The 19,317-nt window shown below is 44.2% G+C and carries 18 protein-coding genes; 15 read left to right on the top strand and 3 right to left on the bottom strand.

Annotated elements, in window-relative coordinates; all coding sequences use genetic code 11:
* The first annotated feature begins 12 nt into the window (after positions 1–12).
* From lpxK to pyrF, 9 genes are all read left to right on the top strand, one after another.
* Complete coding sequence (gene lpxK / locus Q5H80_RS09285; RefSeq protein ID WP_304564547.1) at positions 13–1,020, top strand: tetraacyldisaccharide 4'-kinase; 1,008 nt, start codon at positions 13–15, stop codon at positions 1,018–1,020.
* Positions 1,001–1,180, top strand: coding sequence for a Trm112 family protein (locus Q5H80_RS09280; protein ID WP_004736429.1), 180 nt, complete (start codon positions 1,001–1,003; stop codon positions 1,178–1,180). Before lpxK ends, Q5H80_RS09280 begins: the two co-directional genes overlap by 20 nt.
* Entirely contained in the window at positions 1,180–1,926 is a 747-nt protein-coding gene (gene kdsB, locus Q5H80_RS09275; protein ID WP_009847141.1) for a 3-deoxy-manno-octulosonate cytidylyltransferase, read from the top strand. The genes Q5H80_RS09280 and kdsB overlap by 1 nt, the downstream gene beginning before the upstream one ends.
* A gap of 278 nt (positions 1,927–2,204) precedes the next feature.
* Positions 2,205–2,885, top strand: a complete 681-nt coding sequence (cmk, locus tag Q5H80_RS09270; protein WP_122046371.1) for a (d)CMP kinase — start codon at positions 2,205–2,207, stop codon at positions 2,883–2,885.
* Between the two features lie 106 nt (positions 2,886–2,991).
* Positions 2,992–4,662, top strand: a complete 1,671-nt coding sequence (rpsA, locus tag Q5H80_RS09265) for a 30S ribosomal protein S1 (protein ID WP_012604398.1) — start codon at positions 2,992–2,994, stop codon at positions 4,660–4,662.
* A 121-nt stretch (positions 4,663–4,783) separates the two neighbouring features.
* A complete protein-coding gene (gene ihfB, locus Q5H80_RS09260) occupies positions 4,784–5,068 on the top strand; it encodes an integration host factor subunit beta (RefSeq protein WP_010439923.1) in 285 nt (94 codons plus the stop codon).
* 129 nt (positions 5,069–5,197) lie between these two features.
* Positions 5,198–5,470 carry a LapA family protein gene (locus tag Q5H80_RS09255; protein ID WP_304564546.1) on the top strand — a complete coding sequence of 91 codons (273 nt, stop codon included), beginning with the start codon at positions 5,198–5,200 and terminating at the stop codon, positions 5,468–5,470.
* Positions 5,471–5,482: 12 nt separating this feature from the next.
* Complete coding sequence (gene lapB / locus Q5H80_RS09250; protein WP_122046370.1) at positions 5,483–6,658, top strand: lipopolysaccharide assembly protein LapB; 1,176 nt, start codon at positions 5,483–5,485, stop codon at positions 6,656–6,658.
* A gap of 122 nt (positions 6,659–6,780) precedes the next feature.
* Positions 6,781–7,476 carry an orotidine-5'-phosphate decarboxylase gene (pyrF, locus tag Q5H80_RS09245; protein WP_304564545.1) on the top strand — a complete coding sequence of 232 codons (696 nt, stop codon included), beginning with the start codon at positions 6,781–6,783 and terminating at the stop codon, positions 7,474–7,476.
* A 106-nt stretch (positions 7,477–7,582) separates the two neighbouring features.
* On the opposite strand, the gene Q5H80_RS09240 is transcribed toward pyrF, so the two are convergent.
* Together Q5H80_RS09240 and Q5H80_RS09235 are read right to left on the bottom strand one after the other, a co-directional pair.
* Positions 7,583–8,377, bottom strand: coding sequence for a tRNA-(ms[2]io[6]A)-hydroxylase (locus Q5H80_RS09240; RefSeq protein ID WP_304564544.1), 795 nt, complete (start codon positions 8,375–8,377; stop codon positions 7,583–7,585).
* Between the two features lie 103 nt (positions 8,378–8,480).
* A complete protein-coding gene (locus Q5H80_RS09235; protein WP_009848859.1) occupies positions 8,481–9,245 on the bottom strand; it encodes a hypothetical protein in 765 nt (254 codons plus the stop codon).
* A 322-nt stretch (positions 9,246–9,567) separates the two neighbouring features.
* Between Q5H80_RS09235 and cysB the strand changes: the two genes are divergently transcribed.
* Complete coding sequence (gene cysB, locus Q5H80_RS09230) at positions 9,568–10,542, top strand: HTH-type transcriptional regulator CysB (protein ID WP_009848858.1); 975 nt, start codon at positions 9,568–9,570, stop codon at positions 10,540–10,542.
* A gap of 169 nt (positions 10,543–10,711) precedes the next feature.
* Positions 10,712–11,908 carry a methyltransferase gene (locus Q5H80_RS09225; protein WP_304564543.1) on the top strand — a complete coding sequence of 399 codons (1,197 nt, stop codon included), beginning with the start codon at positions 10,712–10,714 and terminating at the stop codon, positions 11,906–11,908.
* Positions 11,909–12,105: 197 nt separating this feature from the next.
* On the opposite strand, the gene ald is transcribed toward Q5H80_RS09225, so the two are convergent.
* The gene (ald, locus tag Q5H80_RS09220; protein WP_304564542.1) at positions 12,106–13,230 is read right to left on the bottom strand and encodes an alanine dehydrogenase; all 1,125 of its coding nucleotides are present in this window, start codon (positions 13,228–13,230) and stop codon (positions 12,106–12,108) included.
* A 156-nt stretch (positions 13,231–13,386) separates the two neighbouring features.
* On the opposite strand from ald, the gene lrp reads away from it, so the two are divergent.
* The 4 genes from lrp to Q5H80_RS09200 all read left to right on the top strand — a co-directional run bounded on the left by lrp (position 13,387) and on the right by Q5H80_RS09200 (position 19,304).
* Positions 13,387–13,881 carry a leucine-responsive transcriptional regulator Lrp gene (gene lrp / locus Q5H80_RS09215; protein WP_004734558.1) on the top strand — a complete coding sequence of 165 codons (495 nt, stop codon included), beginning with the start codon at positions 13,387–13,389 and terminating at the stop codon, positions 13,879–13,881.
* A 163-nt stretch (positions 13,882–14,044) separates the two neighbouring features.
* A complete protein-coding gene (locus Q5H80_RS09210; RefSeq protein WP_304564541.1) occupies positions 14,045–17,212 on the top strand; it encodes a DNA translocase FtsK 4TM domain-containing protein in 3,168 nt (1,055 codons plus the stop codon).
* A gap of 75 nt (positions 17,213–17,287) precedes the next feature.
* The gene (gene lolA, locus Q5H80_RS09205; RefSeq protein ID WP_009848826.1) at positions 17,288–17,884 is read left to right on the top strand and encodes an outer membrane lipoprotein chaperone LolA; all 597 of its coding nucleotides are present in this window, start codon (positions 17,288–17,290) and stop codon (positions 17,882–17,884) included.
* A 64-nt stretch (positions 17,885–17,948) separates the two neighbouring features.
* Positions 17,949–19,304, top strand: a complete 1,356-nt coding sequence (locus tag Q5H80_RS09200) for a replication-associated recombination protein A (protein ID WP_304564540.1) — start codon at positions 17,949–17,951, stop codon at positions 19,302–19,304.
* Positions 19,305–19,317 lie beyond the last annotated feature (13 nt).

Below are 19,317 nucleotides of genomic sequence, written 5' to 3'. Positions count from 1 at the left end.
TTAGGTTTTGTTGTGATCGAAAAGATTTGGTTTAACAATCACCCATTAAAATACTTTCTCTGGCCGCTATTGTGGCCATTGAGTCTGCTGTTCAAAATGATCAGCGGTCAACGTCGTGATGCTTATCTATCGGGGAAAAAAGAGACCTATCGCCCGCCTTTACCCGTGATTGTTGTTGGTAATATTACCGCTGGGGGCAATGGCAAAACACCAGTTGTGATTTGGTTGGTAGAGATGCTTCAGGCTCACGGTTTTAAGCCCGGCGTTGTTTCTCGAGGTTATGGGGCAAAAGCACCAAACTATCCGTTAGTGTTGGATGAAAACACGCCAGCAGAGCACTCTGGTGATGAGCCTCGTTTGATCCGTAAGCGAACTGGTGCGCCTGTAGCGGTTGATCCTGTGCGCGCAAACGCAGTAAAGGCTTTGCTGAGCGAAGAGGTTAATGTCATCATCACTGACGACGGCCTTCAGCATTATGCACTTGAACGCGATATTGAATTTGCTGTTATCGACGGTGCGAGACGCTTTGGTAGTGAGTGCCTAATTCCTTTGGGTCCATTAAGAGAGCCTGTGTCTCGTTTAGATGACGTAGACTTTTTGGTCAACAATGGCGGTAAAGCGCACGGGCGAGAGTTCTCGATGTCTTTGGCGCCGAGTGAAGCCGTTAATCTAAAGACTGGTCAGAAAAAGCCAGTTTCAGAATTACCAAAGCTGGTGGCTTTTGCTGGTATCGGTCACCCACCACGCTTTTTTAAAACATTGGAAAATCTTGATGGTGATGTGGTTTATACGCAGGGCTTCGCCGACCATCAAAATTTTGATAAAGATGAACTTCATGCCTTAGCAAAAAAAGGTATGAATATGATTATGACAGAAAAAGACGCTGTGAAATGCGAAGAGTATGCTCAAGACAACTGGTGGTATCTTCCAGTTTCTGCGCAGTTCAATGAAGATTCGCAACAGCAAATTTTAAAAAGAATAAAAGAGGTTATGGAGTACTATGGATCACCGTCTGCTTGAGATCGTTGCTTGCCCTGTATGTAAAGGTAAACTAACTTTTGACAAAGATAAGCAAGAGCTTGTTTGTAAAATTGATCGCCTTGCTTACCCAATTAAAGAGGGTATTCCTGTTCTTTTGGAACCTGAAGCTCGCACCGTTTCAATGGATGAGGGTAAGTAATGTCCTATACGGTTGTTATACCTGCAAGATACCAATCGAGCCGTTTACCAGGGAAGCCACTTGCTGACATTGGCGGCAAGCCGATGATTCAATGGGTATACGAACAGTCAATGAAGGCGGGTGCCGATAACGTTATTATCGCTACCGACGACGCTCGAGTTGAAAAAGCGGCCAAAGCATTTGGCGCGACCGTTTGTATGACATCACCTAATCATGAATCAGGCACTGAGCGTCTCGCAGAAGTGATTGAAGTCATGAAGATTCCTGATGATCATATTATTGTGAATGTTCAAGGTGATGAGCCACTGATCCCACCTGCGATCATTAATCAGGTGGCGAATAACCTTGCAAACAGTACAGCGCCTATGGCAACGCTCGGTGTGGAAATTACTCATGCTGACGAAGTGTTTAATCCTAACGCCGTAAAAGTTGTGACCGACAAAGATGGGTACGCCCTGTATTTTAGCCGAGCTACTATTCCTTGGGATCGCGATGCTTACGCGAACAACGGTACAGCTGCTGAATCTCCACTGCTTCGTCACATTGGCATTTACGCTTACCGTGCGGGTTTTATTAATACCTATATCAATTGGGAACCAAGTACCCTTGAGCGTATTGAGTGCCTAGAGCAGCTACGTGTACTTTGGTACGGTGAAAAAATCCACGTAGACGTTGCGGCAGAAGCACCTGCAGCTGGTGTTGATACGCCAGAAGACCTAGAAGCGGTTCGAGCTATTATTGGCTAAGCTTCTTTTAGCGACTACTTATTTGCTCTACAAAAATGCAAAATCATGAGCCTTGCTTATCGCGAGGCTTTTTTATGCCTAAAGAGAAGCGAATGACAGCCTTATCTGTCTAAGTTAACGGATATTGAGTTGGTTGCATGGGTTTCTGTATCATCACCCCGGAATTATCTGAGATTTACCTCGCTCGATTTGCAAATTTTCTCTATAATATGCCGCCTATAAAGTAGTGGCGAACCGCTAGTACAGAATAAAACTTACGACAAAACGTGGAGTAAAAGATGCCTTCTCAAAGCCCAGTGATTACGGTTGATGGACCAAGTGGTGCAGGTAAAGGTACCCTGTGTATGTTACTAGCAGATAAGCTAGGCTTTCATCTTCTAGACTCAGGCGCGATCTATCGCGTATTGGCTTTAGCGGCAATTCACCATGGTGTGGATACTGAATCAGAAGATGCTTTAGTACCGCTTGCAACTCACTTAGATGTTCAGTTTATCGCTGAAGGTGAACTAGTGAAGGTTATCTTAGAAGGCGAAGATGTGTCTGGTGAACTTCGTAAAGAAGAGACTGGCATGGCGGCTTCAAAAGTGGCTGCTTTACCTCGTGTGCGTGAAGCACTGCTTCGTCGTCAACGTGCATTCAGCACGGCGCCGGGTTTGGTTGCTGACGGTCGTGACATGGGAACGGTTGTGTTTCCTGAAGCTGAAGCGAAAATATTTTTAGATGCAAGTGCTGAAGAGCGCGCGAGTCGCCGCCTTAAACAGTTGCAACAGAAGGGGTTAGATGTTAAATTTGACGACCTTTTGAGCGAGATCCAAGAGCGAGACGATCGAGATCGTAATCGCCCTGTGGCGCCACTTCGCCCTGCAGAGGATGCTCTAGTGCTTGATTCCACCTCAATGAATATTGAGCAGGTAGTCGAAAAAGCACTACACTATATTGAATCGAAACTGGCTGGGTAATTTCGCCGAGCTAGTACGAACGTTGGTCGCAAGGATGATGACCGGCGAATTTATCAACCCCATGCGGTAGGATACCCATGGACGTTTAATTATTGAAGATTAAATAATGACTGAATCTTTTGCTCAACTCTTTGAAGAGTTTCTATCTGAAACTGAATTCCAACAAGGCAGCATCGTTAAAGGTACTGTAGTAGCTATCGAGAACGGTTACGTTCTTGTAGACGCTGGTCTTAAGTCTGAATCTGCTATTCCTGCTGAACAATTCAAGAACGCTGCTGGCGAACTTGAAGTTGAAGTTGGTGCTGAAGTAGACGTAGCTCTAGACGCTGTTGAAGATGGTTTCGGTGAAACTCAACTTTCTCGTGAGAAAGCTAAGCGTCACGAAGCTTGGATCGTACTTGAGAAAGCTTGTGAAGAAGCTGAAACTGTTGTTGGTATCATCAACGGTAAAGTTAAAGGCGGTTTCACTGTTGAACTTAACGGTATCCGTGCTTTCCTTCCAGGTTCTCTAGTAGACGTACGTCCTATCCGTGACACTGCTCACCTAGAAAACAAAGAGCTAGAGTTCAAAGTAATCAAGCTAGACCAGAAGCGTAACAACGTTGTTGTTTCTCGTCGTGCTGTTATCGAATCTGAAAACAGTGTTGAGCGTGACGAACTTCTTGAAACTCTACAAGAAGGTACTGAAGTTAAAGGTATCGTTAAGAACCTTACTGACTACGGTGCATTCGTTGATCTTGGCGGTGTTGACGGTCTTCTACATATCACAGATATGGCTTGGAAGCGCGTTAAGCACCCATCAGAGATCGTTAACGTTGGTGACGAAATCCTAGTTAAAGTTCTTAAGTTCGATCGTGAGCGCACTCGTGTTTCACTAGGTCTTAAGCAACTAGGCGAAGATCCATGGGTAGCAATCGCTAAGCGTTACCCAGAAGGTCACAAGCTTTCTGGTCGTGTTACAAACCTAACTGACTACGGCTGCTTCGTTGAAATCGAAGAAGGCGTTGAAGGTCTAGTACACGTTTCTGAAATGGATTGGACTAACAAGAACATCCACCCTTCTAAAGTTGTTAATGTTGGCGACGAAGTTGAGGTTATGGTTCTTGATATCGACGAAGAACGTCGTCGTATCTCTCTAGGTCTGAAACAGTGTAAAGCTAACCCATGGCAGTCATTTGCAGAAATGCAAGCTAAGGGCGACAAAGTTACTGGTAAGATCAAGTCTATCACTGACTTTGGTATCTTCATCGGTCTAGAAGGCGGTATCGACGGTCTTGTACACCTATCTGACATTTCTTGGAACGCTGCCGGCGAAGAAGCTGTACGTGAATACAAGAAAGGCGACGAAATCTCTGCTGTTGTTCTAGCAGTAGATGCAGAGCGTGAGCGTATTTCTCTTGGCGTTAAGCAAATGGAAAACGACCCGTTCAACGCATACGTTGCTGACAACAAGAAAGGTGTTCTTGTAAACGGTACTGTAACTGCAGTTGACGCTAAAGGCGCTACTATCGAGCTAATCGAAGGCGTTGAAGGCTACCTACGTGCTTCTGAAGTTTCTCGTGACCGTATCGAAGATGCATCTCTAATCCTAAGCGTTGGCGACAGCGTTGAAGCGAAGTTCACTGGTGTAGACCGTAAGAACCGCGTAATCAACCTATCTATCAAAGCTAAAGATGAAGCTGATGAGCAAGAAGCAATGGCTTCACTGAACAAGTCTGATGAAGGCGCGTTCGGTAACGCAATGGCAGACGCATTCAAAGCTGCTAAAGGCGAATAATAGCTTCTCATTAAGAGAATTATAGCTATCTAGCCAAGAAAGGAGCCGTAAGGCTCCTTTTTTTTTGCTTATTTTTCCTATAGGTCTATAATTTCTAAAAAGAAAACCAACGAGGGTAACTATGACTAAGTCTGAATTGATTGAAAGACTGTGCGCTGAGCAAACGCATCTTTCTGCAAAAGAAATTGAAGACGCTGTAAAAGACATTTTAGAGCACATGGCTTCAACACTAGAAAGTGGTGATCGAATCGAAATTCGCGGCTTTGGCAGCTTTTCTCTGCATTACCGTGAACCTCGTGTTGGACGTAATCCTAAAACTGGTGACAAGGTTGAGTTGGAAGGTAAATACGTTCCTCACTTCAAACCAGGTAAAGAGCTACGCGAACGAGTAAACTCAGGGTTGTAGGCTACTTATCGGAATTAAGAAAAGCGGCATACTATAATGTATGCCGCTTTTTTATGACCATAATATGGTGGTCTGATTAGTAATTTTCCTGCATAATCGTACAGCTAACTAATCAATGAGTGATGAACTATGAAAATTATAAAAATAGTCGCTGTTATCGCACTTTTCCTAATGGCACTGGCTTTAGGCTCTCAAAACCAAACAATTGTGAATTTCAATTATTTGCTAGCGCAAGGTAACTTCCACCTCTCAAGCTTGCTAGGTGTTGTATTCGTTTCAGGTTTTGCTCTTGCTTGGTTAGTCTTTGGAAATATGCACATGCGATCTCAACTAAAAATTCATCGCTTGAAGAAGCAACTCAATAAGCAATCAAAGCAGGTCGCTGCTGAAACTAAAGCTTAAAGGCCATATTTGATGTTAGAGTTACTGTTCTTACTTTTGCCCATCGCAGCCGCTTATGGTTGGTATATGGGTAATCGTAATGCTCAGCAAGAAAAACAAAAGCAATCACACCAGATCTCCCGCCAATACGTGACGGGTTTGAACCTATTACTGTCAGACCAATCTGACAAAGCGGTAGATCACTTCATTGAGTTACTTCAAGTAGACAATGAAACCATCGATACTCACTTGGCTTTGGGCAACTTGTTCCGCTCAAGAGGCGAAGTCGACCGCGCTATTCGTATTCACCAAAATCTTATCTCTCGATCTGGGCTTACCCTTGATCAAAAAAACCTCGCATTGCAACAATTAGCTAAAGACTATACGGTCTCAGGCTTTCTTGATCGCGCAGAGAAAATTTTTGAACAGCTTGTAGAAGAGCCTGATCATAAAGAAGGCGCTTTACAGCAGTTGGTTGCCATTTATCAGCAAACGCGTGAGTGGAATAAAGCGATTCATTACGGGAATATCTTAGTTAAACTGAGCAAGAAGAAAATGAAGACGCGTGCGATGGTTGCACACTTCTGGTGTGAGCTTGCGATGCAAGAACAAGCCGACGGCAACCGCCCTAAAGCGCTTCAGCACTTCAAGAAGGCCCTTTCAGAAGACCCTAAATGTGTTCGAGCCAGTATTGCTTTAGGAAAATTCCATTTAGCCAATGAAGATTATCACAAGACAATTACTTATTTAGAGTCAGTTCTCGAGCAAGATATCGACTTCATTAGTGAAGTCCTGCCAACGCTTGCTGAGTGTTACCACAAACTTGGACAAGAAGCGCAGTTGGTCGAGTTCCTTAAAGCGTGTATTCAGAAGAAAGCCGGTGTTTCCGCTGAGTTGATGCTGGCTCAACTCGTTGCCGACCATGAAGATGTTGGCTCTGCTCAAGAGCTACTGACAAAGCAGCTTGTTAAAAACCCAACCATGAAAGGTTTTTATCGATTAATTGATTATCACCTAGAGGAAGCGGAAGAAGGTAGAGCCAAAGACAGCTTAACGACGCTTCAATCTATGGTTGGTGAACAACTCAAGGTTAAGCCTCATTACCGATGCCGTCAGTGTGGTTTCTCAACTCACTCAATGTATTGGCACTGCCCTTCATGTAAGGGGTGGGGAACGATCAAGCCTATTCGTGGGCTTGATGGTGAATAGATTTGTGGTCATTTTAAGACCAAATTATTAATTGCAGCTTTCGGGCTGCATTTTTATGACTGTTATTTATGGCCTGATTGGTATAAATATTTTGTAGAAAGTTAACTGCGTTAGGAGATGAAATGAACGACCAAAAAATCATTGTAGCATTGGATTATGATAACCAAGCGGATGCGTTAGCCTTTGTCGATCGTATTGACCCAGCATCTTGCCGCCTAAAAGTTGGCAAAGAGATGTTTACTCTGTTTGGCCCTGAATTTGTTCGTGAATTACATAAACGTGGTTTCTCTGTGTTTTTGGACCTCAAGTTCCATGATATCCCGAACACATGTTCAAAAGCGGTACGTGCTGCCGCTGAGATGGGCGTGTGGATGGTGAACGTACACGCGAGCGGTGGCGAGCGTATGATGACGGCTTCTCGTGAAATTTTGGAACCATATGGTAAAGATCGTCCATTGTTAATCGGTGTGACCGTACTAACCAGTATGGAGCAATCTGACTTAGCGGGTATCGGTCTGGATCTAGAGCCACAGCAACAAGTGATGCGCTTAGCGTCTTTGACTAAAAACTCAGGCCTAGACGGTGTTGTATGTTCCGCACAAGAGGCTTCTTTGCTCAAAGGTGCACTTGGTCAGGAGTTCAAGCTAGTTACTCCAGGTATTCGTCCTGTAGGCGCTGATGTTGGTGACCAGAAGCGTATTATGACGCCAGTTCAAGCGATTCAAGCCGGCTCAGACTACTTAGTTATCGGTCGTCCAATTACTCAAGCAGCAGACCCAGCAGCAGTACTTGCTGAAATTAACGGCACGCTAGCTTAAGTTTAAGTGTATTTTTAGATAGCGATACAGCGACACGAATGAAGAAGGCCAGCAAATTGCTGGCCTTCTTGTTTGTTTGCGAGAAGCAGAGCTAGTTTGGCTTAACTTAAACCGGAGCGCCACTATGAAACTTAAAGTCGCTGTCTTCTGAAGTGATAAGTTCTGCTTCAACTTGCGCAAAATGAGCAATACGCTCAGAGATATCTTTCCCTGCGATTTGTTCCGCGAGTTCAAGATAGTCTTGATAGTGACGAGCTTCTGAACGAAGTAGAGATACGTAAAACTTTTCCATGTCTTCTTCTAAGAAAGGAGCCAGCTTAGCAAAGCGTTCACAAGAGCGAGCTTCAATAAATGCACCGATAATAAGCTTATCAACCAGAGCATCAGGCTCGTAAGTTTTAACTTGCTTGATTAAACCCTTAGCGTAGCGACCCGCCTCGATCGGCTGATAAGTCACGCCTTTTTTTACCATCAATTCCATCACTTGGTAGAAGTGATGCAGTTCCTCTTTGATCAGCAATACCATCTTATCGATCAAGTCAGTACCGTAATTACAGCCTTCTTTCGCTGTAATTTGCTTTGATACATTGCTTTTTCCACGTAAAGACTCTAAGTCTCCGATACGACGGTAAGCAAATTGCTCGTAGGGCAAGATCCATTCATTCAGTTGCTTTGCACTGTCTTTATCAACGGCGTACTTGCGGATAAGGAACAAAGCACTCTGTGCCGCCTTAAGCTCACACAGCATGTGATCGCGTAAAATGATATGAAGGTTTTCAGGCTTCTTGGCTTCGTCTATCCATGAATCTGGCGTTTCAGCTTTAAGAAAAGAGTGTATAGGGGCTAATAATTCTTGATACATGGTCGGGGCAAGTTTGTTGATAATGCGGGATTTTATCACAGCTTAAGAGATCCCCCTATACGGAGAAAGGAAATTCCACAGATACAAAAAAGGCCGCTAATTTAATTTAAATAAAGCGGCCTTTAAGTGTTGAGTTAGAGCGTTACCATTTTTTCTTCTGACCGAATAGAGCATCCATGTCATCTTCACGCTCTTTCGATTCCATCTGCTGTAAATCTTCTGCGTTTTTATTTAGGCGCTTCTGATCAAGATCGTCAAGCATCTGTTGTAGCTTGTCTTTCGCTTGATTGGAGTATGCGTCGTTTTTAGTGGCTAATGCATCGATGCCTTTGCGCAACAGTTGAATTGCTGTGCCAGGCTGTCCACGAGATATCGAGTCATTTGCACGTTTGATAACATTCTCGATGTTGATGCGAATTTGGATTGTTTCTAAGCGAGCGTTTTCAACCACAAAAGCTTGAGTATTAAAACGTCCTTTATTGTGCTCGTTACGAACCGTGTCACGCAAGCGTTTAACTAGCTTAAGCATCATGATTGCTTGTTTGTCACTACTAGGCATGCGAAAAGCGGTGCTTTCGCCCCCTTGGTGGTTCTCTTTAAGCTGAGTGATTTGTTGCTTTACGCTTTCGATGCGTTGGGCAAGCTGCTTATTTTTAGGATCGAGCTCATACATATTAACTAATGCATCAAGAATTCGATTGTTTAAGCATATAAGAAGATCTTGGCTAAACGGCATGTGGTGAGCATTGCCAATTAACTCTTCTGTTCCATCTATAATGGTTAGATAACGAGAAGCTTCCTGTTTCTTCGTTGTTTCTACCTTAACTTTGTATTGAAGCATGATGTTGTAGCCTAAAACCAACACCAAAAGCACGGCTACCAAGGCGATTATTAAACCAATATTCATATATTTGTGTCTGCTTATTGTTTTCTATAGCTAACTAGAGAGGATACACGATTCCATTGTGTATAGGCACTTGTAAATTACAATTTTTGATTATCTCTTGTTGAGCGCAATCGGCAATCAAAATTTACTAACTAATGTGTGAGAATGAGGAGTGGCTTACAAAGCGTCAGTGATATTTTTATTTGTTACGCTCTAAAAGCTCGATATTTCTGTCATTTTAGTTCTCGAAGCGTTATAACTATTAATTATATTACACGAGACTATAACGCTCTATTTGCAAATAAGTTAGCGCAGAAATGAGTAAAGGATTACGAGGTTAGATATGAAGTTACAGCAACTGAAGTACATTGTTGAGGTTCTAAACCATAACCTAAATGTTTCAGCGACAGCAGAGAGTTTGTACACATCTCAGCCCGGCATAAGTAAACAGGTTAGATTACTTGAAGACGAGCTAGGCATTCAAATATTTGAGCGTAGCGGTAAGCATTTAACCCAGGTTACACAAGCCGGTGAGGATATTATTCGTATCTCTCAAGAGATTTTGGCACGTGTTGAAAGCATTAAAGCGGTTGCGGGTGAGCATACTCATCCAGAGATGGGCACATTGAATATTTCAACCACTCATACTCAAGCTCGTTATGCACTCCCTGATGTGATTAAAGGTTTCACGGCGCGTTATCCAAAAGTGTCGCTTCACATGCATCAAGGCACGCCAAGCCAGATGTCAGAAGCGGTAGCTAAGGGGACAGCGAACTTTGCGATTGCAACGGAAGCGCTGCACCTTTATCAAGATGCAATTATGCTGCCTTGTTATCATTGGAACCGTTCGATTGTGGTAACGAAAGATCACCCTCTTGCACAGAAACGAAATATCTCGATTGAAGATCTTGCCGCTTATTCTCTCGTGACTTATGTATTTGGTTTTACTGGCCGTTCCGAGCTTGATACAGCATTTAACAAAGTAGGCTTAACACCGCGTGTTGTGTTTACCGCGACGGATGCAGATGTGATTAAAACTTATGTTCGGATGGGGATAGGGGTGGGTGTAATCGCAAGCATGGCGATTGACCACGAGCAAGATACAGACTTGGTTGCTATTGACGCGAGCCATCTATTTGGGGCTAGCACCACAAGTATTGGTTTCAGAAAAGGCACTTTCCTGCGTTCTTACATGTTTGACTTTATGGAGCGTTTTGCACCGCACCTAACTCGCCCAGTGGTTGAGCAAGCTATTTCTTTGAAATCGAATGAAGAGATCGAAGAGATGTTTAAAGACATCGACTTACCCGTTCGCTAAGGGTCATAGTCTTACCTAGATTCCTAATACGGCCTGTTTACAGGCCGTTTTCATTTAAGCTCATTTGTGGTTTGCTTGCCGGTAGGTTGTCTTTATACAACCTCAATTTGTAACGTTCCTTTCCATTTTGGCCTCTTACCCCTACAATCCTCGCACCATAGGGGGAAGCATGCACTCACGATTTAAAATACTCGATTCATTTTTGCTAGAGCACCAGATTTACTGGCGTTCAGAGCCTTTTCACCTATGCCAAACTCACGATCAGCCATGGATAGGCGTAAACCTTCCACTTGTCGATTGGTTAGATGGCTTGAGTATTGAGCGCATTCAAACGTTAAAAGAACAGCCTCAAGTTCTGCTTTCGGAACTTATGCGTTTTCTCCCAGAGTTAGGGAATGCCAATCAACACATCCAGTTTGATAATTCGGCTTTAGTTGGGCTTGATCTTCCGCGCGGTACTGCCGATGGTATTCCCGGCAGAAAGCTGCAACAAATCGTCGCGATGGGTGAGGCTTCATTAAAAGGCCATCATGGTAAAGAGTGGCTTGAATGGTGCTCTGGCAAAGGCTTTCTCGGTCGAATCTTATCTCAGCAATCAGATCAAAAAGTCACTAGCTTTGAATGGCAACAATCGTTATGTGAAAGCGGACAAAAGATTGCAGATGACCAAAAACTAGAGATGGACTTTGTTCAAGGTGACGCGTTTTCAAAAGATGCAGATCGGGTGTTTAACTCAAATCAACATGCTGTTGCTCTTCATGCTTGTGGTGACCTTCATGTCGAATTAGTGAAAAAGTCTGTTTCACATGGGCTTCCTGCAGTCACCATTTCTCCATGTTGCTACCACCTTATTCGCGATGAAAGCTACCAAGCTATGTCTTCTGTCGCGAAAAGCTCTGAATTAACTCTAAGTAAAAATGATTTAAGAATACCGCTTCAAGAAACCGTCACTGGTGGTGAAAGAGTAAAGAGACACCGTCAATTAGAGATGAGTTACCGTTTGGGTTTTAGCCAACTACTTAAGGGTGAGCTTGGTGTCGACGAGTACATTCCTGTACCAAGCATTAAGAAATCGGAGCTATCCGAAGGCTTTGAATCATTTTGTTGCTGGGCATCTGAAGTGAAAGAGCTATCGATGGGTTCAGATATTGATTTTGACTCTTATTTAATTCAAGGCGAAGCGCTTTTCTGGGAAATGGAAAAGCTGAGTTTGGTTCAGCAAGTATTTAGACGACCATTAGAAATATGGTTGGCTTTAGATCGTGCCATCTATCTGCAAGAACAAGGATATGAAGCTTCGATAGAAGAGTTCTGCGAACGCAACATTACGCCAAGAAACCTATTGATTCATGGGGTTAAAGTCTAGTGCTAGCGGTAAACAGCATTGGTACGTGTTTTTACGATCTAAACTTATGAATGCAAAATAAAGTTATAAATACAAAAAAGCTATACATACAAAAAAGCCAGCGCGACATTATGTCGTACTGGCTTTTTGTTTAATGTGTATGAGTTAACTGAACGTTTCAACGAGAAGGTTATTGCGTTCAGTTAGTCATTACATCATTAGTTAAACATTGCGATTGCTTCTGCAGGCGCTACGTATTCGAGGTCAAAGCTCTCTGCAACTTCTTTACAAGTCACTTTACCGTGGATTACGTTTAGACCTTCTAGGAAACCTTCATCAGATAGAAGTGCTTCGCGGTAGCCTTTGTTCGCTAGCTTAACAATGTAAGGAAGTGTTGCATTGTTTAGTGCGTAAGTAGAAGTACGAGCAACGGCACCTGGCATGTTAGCAACACAGTAGTGAACTACGTCATCAACGATGTAAGTTGGATCAGCATGAGTCGTTGCATGTGAAGTTTCAAAACAACCACCTTGGTCGATTGCAACATCAACAACCGCTGAACCTGGCTTCATCTTAGCGATGTGATCTTTTGTAACAAGTTTAGGAGCGGCTGCGCCTGGGATTAGTACTGCACCAATCACTAGGTCTGCTTCTAGAACATGCTTCTCAATAGCGTCTTCAGTAGAATAAACCACTTTTGCGCGACCTTGGAATTCTTCATCAAGACGACGAAGTGTATCTACGTTGCGATCAAGAATGGTTACATCAGCGCGAAGGCCAACAGCCATACGTGCTGCGTTAGCACCAACAACGCCGCCGCCAACTACAACAACTTTCGCTGGCTCAACACCAGGAACGCCGCCAAGAAGAAGACCACAACCACCGTTAGATTTCTCTAGTGTTTGTGCACCTGCTTGAATAGACATGCGACCAGCGACTTCAGACATTGGTGCTAATAGTGGCAAGCGACCCATATTATCTGTTACAGTCTCATAGGCTACGCAGACAGCTTTGCTCTTGATTAGCTCTTCCGTTTGTGGAAAATCTGGTGCAAGGTGTAAATAGGTAAATAATATTTGCCCTTCACGAAGCATAGCTCGCTCGACAGCTTGAGGTTCTTTAACCTTTACAATCATTTCTGCTTTCGCAAAAACGTCAGCAGCAGTAGGAAGAATGGATGCGCCTACAGCGATGTAATCATCGTCTGAAAAACCGATACCAGTACCGGCATTGGTTTCTACAAAAACTTGGTGGCCGTGTGAGATTAGTTCTCTCACGCTAGCTGGGGTCATACCAACGCGGTATTCGTGGTTCTTGATTTCCTTAGGTACGCCAATGATCATCCTGACTCCTTATTTTATTTTGGTTGTTTTATCTATGTGTAGGGTAATTCTGTCGAATTAATATCTAGTATAGATAGGTTTAGATAGAATTTGATACCGAATATTAAAAAGTTGTAGTATATTTTTTTGCAAGGAAGTAATAAGGTGGAATAAAAAATGGCAGACAATTATAAGAAGCCGTCCAAGGAACTAGATCGTATTGACCGCAACATTCTTAATGAGTTGCAAAAAGACGGTCGGATCTCAAACGTTGAACTCTCAAAACGAGTAGGACTTTCTCCAACTCCATGTCTTGAGCGTGTTCGTCGTTTAGAGCGTCAAGGTTACATTACTGGGTACACAGCATTGCTGAACCCACAGTACCTTGATGCTTCACTTTTAGTGTTTGTTGAAATTACGTTGAACCGTGGTGCGCCAGATGTGTTCGAACAATTCAACACCGCTGTGCAGAAACTGGATGACATCCAAGAGTGTCATTTAGTGTCGGGTGATTTTGACTATCTTCTAAAAACACGTGTATCTGATATGGGTGCTTACCGTAAGCTACTGGGTGATACGTTACTTCGTCTACCAGGCGTAAACGACACTCGTACTTACGTTGTAATGGAAGAAGTGAAACAAACCAATCAACTTGTGATTAAAACTCGTTAATCACAATTGGTGAAATGAAAGAAAGCGGACATTTGTTCCGCTTTCTTGCTTTCTGGAATTGGGTTTTTCTGTTTGATATGGTTAAATCAACAGTAGTTTCATTGAAACGAGCGGCTATTGCCGCTCGAGATGTTTTTATCCCGTTTAATTATTAAGTTGGTTTATGTTCAAGCAGAGCAGTAATAAAGTAGAAACAATCATTAAAACGAGTGAAGAGCCTCAGTCTCCTCGTTTAAGTGGTTCTCAACGTCTAAAAGAGTGCAGTCTAATTCTAGGTGTTCTCTTCTCTATTCTACTTGCCGTTGCGTTATTAACTTTTAGCCCTGCTGACCCGTCATGGTCGCAAACGGCTTGGGGTGGTGATATTCAAAATGCAGGAGGCTACGTAGGTGCATGGTTGGCGGATACGCTTTTCTTTGTGTTTGGTTCTTTAGCTTATCCTTTACCTATCTTGGTGACGGTTGCTGCGTGGGTATTATTCCGTAAACGTAATGAAGATGAGCAGATCGATTTCATGCTGTGGGGTACTCGTTTACTTGGACTTACTGTCCTTATTCTTACTAGCTGTGGTTTAGCGGATATCAACTTCGATGATATTTGGTACTTTTCATCTGGTGGTGTAGTCGGTGATGTATTAACAAGTCTTGCACTTCCAACGCTGAACGTTCTGGGCAGTACGTTGGTTCTTCTTTTCTTATGGGGAGCTGGCTTTACCCTATTAACGGGCATTTCCTGGTTAAGTATCGTTGAATGGTTAGGCGAGTGTGCAATCAAATTCTTTACGGCAGCCGTTAATAAGGCGCGCGGCCAAGATCAAGAGCTGCTTGAACCTCAGTTAACAGAATCAGCAGATCGCGAGTTAATTGAAGAACGTAATCACGCGCCTATCTACCGCGATGTTCCAGCTATAGAAGATAATGGTCTAGAAGGCAGTGCTATAGAAGGCTCTAAACAAATAGAACAAGAGCAGCTTGATCCCACTATGAGTTTCTCTGCAACCAATGATTCTTCAGATAAGACTGAAGAGTCGTTGGACAATACAGCAACACCGAAGCGCCATTATAATATTCATATGCCAATAGAAGCGGCCATTAAGCAAGATGCTTCTGTTCATGAACAACCTCAGGTTCAGCCTCAAGCTATAATTGAGCCAGAACAGTCGATCTCGGCAGTTCCTACTTACCAACAGCCAGAAGAGCCTTTGGAAGAGGGCATTGAGCGCTCGAAGCAGTTGAATGCAACGATAGAGCAGCTAGAAAATGCAGCAATGTATGAAGATGATCTAGCGGCTCAGGAACAAGTTGACGCACATGAATCTCAGGTTGCGTACCAACAATACATGCAAAACGAGCAAGCGGAAGTTAGTCCAACTCATAGTGATTTTGATAGTGCTGAAACAGCAACGGATAGTTCCTCTGAAGTCGAGAGTGAACTCGGTGCAGAAGACGTTCAGCCTGAATCTTTATATGCTTCGCCAGCGAATGAAACAGAAGAAACAATCGAAGACGATTCTTCTGTACAAGCATCTCCGTTTGATATGGCGGAAGAGCAAGATGAACAAGCTTCAGTATTTCAACCGGTATCGATTGAAGATGTTAATACTGAGCAACAAGAGCCTTTCGCCGCCCAACAAGGTAATGCGGAGTTTGAGCAAGCTAACGAACAAGCTCAAGAGCAGGCTGTTGATCTTCCATGGGAAGAGGTCACGGAAGATGAGTCTGCGCACCAAGACCAAGATGTAGCAGCATTCCAAAATCTGGTATCTGAAGCGCAAGCGAATATGGCGGCGACACAAAACCCGTTCTTGGTACAGCAAGATGTGAATTTGCCCAAACCTGCCGAGCCATTGCCAACACTTGAGCTGTTGTTCCACCCTGAAAAACGTGAAACCTTTATTGACCGCGATGCACTAGAGGCGATTGCTCGTCTTGTTGAATCGAAGCTAGCGGACTACAAGATAAAGGCAGATGTAGTTGATATCTTCCCTGGCCCTGTCATCACTCGATTCGAACTCGATCTGGCTCCTGGCGTGAAAGTGAGCCGTATTTCTGGTCTTTCTATGGACTTAGCGCGTTCACTTTCTGCATTGGCAGTGCGTGTCGTAGAGGTAATACCGGGTAAACCTTATGTTGGTTTGGAATTGCCGAACATGAGCCGTCAAACCGTATTCTTCTCCGATGTGGTAGGTAGCCCTCAGTTCCAAGAAGCGACGTCACCAACGACCGTTGTTCTAGGACAAGATATTGCAGGTGAAGCGGTTATTGCTGATTTATCGAAGATGCCACACGTACTGGTTGCAGGTACCACCGGTTCTGGTAAGTCGGTGGGTGTGAACGTGATGATCTTGAGTATGCTTTACAAGGCATCGCCTGAAGACGTTCGTTTCATCATGATTGACCCGAAAATGTTGGAATTGTCTATCTATGAAGGTATTCCACATCTACTGTCTGAAGTAGTTACTGACATGAAAGATGCGTCTAACGCCCTTCGTTGGTGTGTTGGCGAAATGGAACGTCGTTATAAACTGATGTCGGCACTTGGTGTTCGTAACATTAAAGGCTACAACGACAAATTGAAGATGGCTGCGGAAGCGGGTCACCCAATTCATGATCCTCTGTGGAAACCGGGTGACAGCATGGACCCTGAAGCACCATTATTGGAAAAACTGCCTTACATCGTAGTTGTCGTCGATGAATTCGCCGATTTAATCATGGTAGTTGGTAAGAAAGTTGAAGAATTGATTGCTCGTTTGGCGCAGAAAGCGCGTGCGGCGGGGGTTCACTTGATCTTAGCCACTCAACGTCCTTCGGTGGATGTTATTACGGGTCTTATTAAAGCCAATATCCCGACACGTGTAGCCTTTACTGTATCAACCAAAACGGACTCTCGAACCATTCTTGACCAAGGTGGTGCAGAGTCACTGCTTGGTATGGGTGATATGTTGTACTTACCACCGGGTTCAAGCCACACAACTCGTGTACACGGCGCATTTGCATCTGATGATGATGTACATGCGGTCGTGAATAACTGGAAAGCACGCGGTAAGCCAAACTATATTGAAGAGATTACGAACGGCGACCAAACCCCAGAAACACTATTGCCGGGTGAGAAGATGGAAGGCGACGAAGAAGTCGATCCTCTGTTTGATCAAGTTGTCGAACATGTTGTTCATTCACGCCGAGGTTCGGTTTCTGGTGTGCAACGTCGATTTAAGATCGGCTACAACCGTGCCGCACGAATTGTCGAGCAATTAGAAGCTCAAGGTATTGTCAGTGCTCCAGGACATAACGGTAACCGAGAAGTCTTGGCGCCAGCGCCACCAAAAGATTAGTTCCAATAGGAACTCATAACTATTCAGTCGGTCAAAACCAAAACATGACCGACTTATGTTCTAACAGGATTATTGATGAAAAAAGTATTCGCACTTTTATTTATGAGCTTCTCAGTATTTGCTTCTCCGAAAGAAGAGTTGAGTAGCCGCTTGTCGCTGAATGCAGGTTTTAGCGCTGACTTTAAACAAGTTGTCACCAGCCCTGACGGTGATGTTGTGATGGAAGGCGAGGGCACAGTAGAGATTGCACGCCCTAGCTTGTTCCGTTGGGAAACGACTTTCCCTGATGAAAACCTATTGGTCTCTGATGGTCAAAGCTTGTGGTACTACAGCCCGTTCATTGAACAAGTGAGCATTTACTGGCAAGAACAAGCCACATCGCAAACGCCATTTGTATTGCTGACTCGTAACCAAGCAAGTGATTGGGATAACTACAATGTTGCGCAAACGGGTAACCAATTTACGCTAACGCCAACGGCTGTGGACTCTAATCAGGGCGATTTCCAGATTAATATCACCGAGAAAGGCATTGTTCAGGGCTTTAATGTGATTGAACAAGACGGCCAAAAAGGTGAGTTTACCTTTAACAATGTTGACTTAGGTAAACCTGCTGCAGACCGCTTTACTTTTGTGGCGCCGGAAGGTGTCGAGGTCGACGACCAAAGAAACTGATCCAAACTGGCAGATCGTTTGGTAGTAAGTCGATAGGCATTGATGCCATCAACGAATCAAGAGATTGCAATTGAGTAATTACAGCTTAGATTTTGCAGGGGACGAAGATTTTCGTCCCCTTGCTGCTCGTATGAGACCTGAAACTGTTGAACAGTATATCGGTCAGCAGCATATATTAGGTCCAGGTAAGCCCCTTCGCAGAGCGTTGGAGGCGGGCCATATCCACTCTATGATTTTATGGGGGCCTCCGGGCACCGGTAAAACCACGCTGGCAGAAGTGGCAGCAAATTACGCCAATGCAGAAGTCGAGCGCGTGTCAGCAGTGACTTCGGGTGTAAAAGACATTCGTATCGCCATTGAAAAAGCGCGTGAGAACAAGCAAGCAGGGCGTAGAACGATTTTATTTGTGGACGAAGTCCATCGCTTTAACAAAAGCCAGCAAGATGCTTTTCTACCTCATATCGAAGATGGCACGGTTACGTTTATTGGCGCGACGACAGAAAACCCTTCTTTTGAATTGAACAACGCTTTGTTGTCGCGTGCGCGTGTTTACAAATTGACATCGCTCAATACAGAGGATATTTCTCTCGTCATTCGTCAAGCGATTGAAGACAAGCAGCGCGGGTTGGGTGATGTGTCTGCCGATTTTGCTGATAACGTCTTAGATCGCCTCGCTGAACTGGTCAACGGTGACGCACGTATGTCGCTCAACTATCTTGAGCTGCTGTATGACATGGCGGAAGACAACGATAAGGGCGATAAAGCGATAACCTTGCAGTTGTTAGCGGAGGTGGCTGGCGAGAAGGTTGCTCGTTTCGATAACAAGGGTGATATATGGTACGACCTAATCTCTGCCGTTCACAAGTCGATTCGTGGCTCTAATCCCGATGCCGCGTTGTATTGGTCGGCGCGAATGATTGCGGCGGGTTGTGATCCTCTGTATATCGTAAGGCGTTTATTAGCGATTGCTTCTGAAGATATTGGTAATGCTGACCCAAGAGCAATGCAGGTTGCGATGTCGGCTTGGGATTGCTTCACGCGTATTGGCCCAGCAGAAGGGGAGCGTGCGATTGCTCAGGCGGTTGTCTATTTAGCGTGTGCACCTAAGAGTAATGCCGTTTACACCGCTTGGAAGCAAGCCTTAACGGATGCGCACAATCTTCCTGAATATGAAGTGCCTCATCATTTAAGAAATGCACCCACAACTTTGATGAAGGACATGGGCTACGGGCAGGAATACCGTTATGCTCATGATGAACCAGGTGCCTACGCGGCTGGCGAAAAGTATTTACCGCCAGAAATGGGCGATACACAATACTATTTCCCAACAAAACGAGGCTTAGAGACCAAAATTGGCGAGAAGCTAGATTATCTGGCGGATTTGGACGCAAAAAGCCCACAAAAACGCTATGAAAAGTAGTCTTTTTTGGATA

This window comes from Vibrio sp. SNU_ST1 (assembly GCF_030563405.1).
In the GTDB taxonomy this organism is placed as follows: domain Bacteria; phylum Pseudomonadota; class Gammaproteobacteria; order Enterobacterales; family Vibrionaceae; genus Vibrio.
Note: the sequence above shows the minus strand (reverse complement) of the source record. Positions and strands in the feature narration are given on the sequence as shown.

Excerpts from the sequence above, each read along its gene's own strand:
- lolA (WP_009848826.1), top strand. The coding sequence starts at position 17,288 with ATGAAAAAAGTATTCGCACTTTTATTTATGAGCTTCTCAGTATTTGCT.
- kdsB (WP_009847141.1), top strand. The coding sequence starts at position 1,180 with ATGTCCTATACGGTTGTTATACCTGCAAGATACCAATCGAGCCGTTTA.
- cmk (WP_122046371.1), top strand. The coding sequence starts at position 2,205 with ATGCCTTCTCAAAGCCCAGTGATTACGGTTGATGGACCAAGTGGTGCA.
- pyrF (WP_304564545.1), top strand. The coding sequence starts at position 6,781 with ATGAACGACCAAAAAATCATTGTAGCATTGGATTATGATAACCAAGCG.
- Q5H80_RS09255 (WP_304564546.1), top strand. The coding sequence starts at position 5,198 with ATGAAAATTATAAAAATAGTCGCTGTTATCGCACTTTTCCTAATGGCA.
- lrp (WP_004734558.1), top strand. The coding sequence starts at position 13,387 with ATGGCAGACAATTATAAGAAGCCGTCCAAGGAACTAGATCGTATTGAC.
- rpsA (WP_012604398.1), top strand. The coding sequence starts at position 2,992 with ATGACTGAATCTTTTGCTCAACTCTTTGAAGAGTTTCTATCTGAAACT.
- Q5H80_RS09225 (WP_304564543.1), top strand. The coding sequence starts at position 10,712 with ATGCACTCACGATTTAAAATACTCGATTCATTTTTGCTAGAGCACCAG.
- Q5H80_RS09235 (WP_009848859.1), bottom strand. The coding sequence starts at position 9,245 with ATGAATATTGGTTTAATAATCGCCTTGGTAGCCGTGCTTTTGGTGTTG.
- lapB (WP_122046370.1), top strand. The coding sequence starts at position 5,483 with ATGTTAGAGTTACTGTTCTTACTTTTGCCCATCGCAGCCGCTTATGGT.
- ald (WP_304564542.1), bottom strand. The coding sequence starts at position 13,230 with ATGATCATTGGCGTACCTAAGGAAATCAAGAACCACGAATACCGCGTT.
- ihfB (WP_010439923.1), top strand. The coding sequence starts at position 4,784 with ATGACTAAGTCTGAATTGATTGAAAGACTGTGCGCTGAGCAAACGCAT.
- Q5H80_RS09280 (WP_004736429.1), top strand. The coding sequence starts at position 1,001 with ATGGATCACCGTCTGCTTGAGATCGTTGCTTGCCCTGTATGTAAAGGT.
- Q5H80_RS09210 (WP_304564541.1), top strand. The coding sequence starts at position 14,045 with ATGTTCAAGCAGAGCAGTAATAAAGTAGAAACAATCATTAAAACGAGT.
- cysB (WP_009848858.1), top strand. The coding sequence starts at position 9,568 with ATGAAGTTACAGCAACTGAAGTACATTGTTGAGGTTCTAAACCATAAC.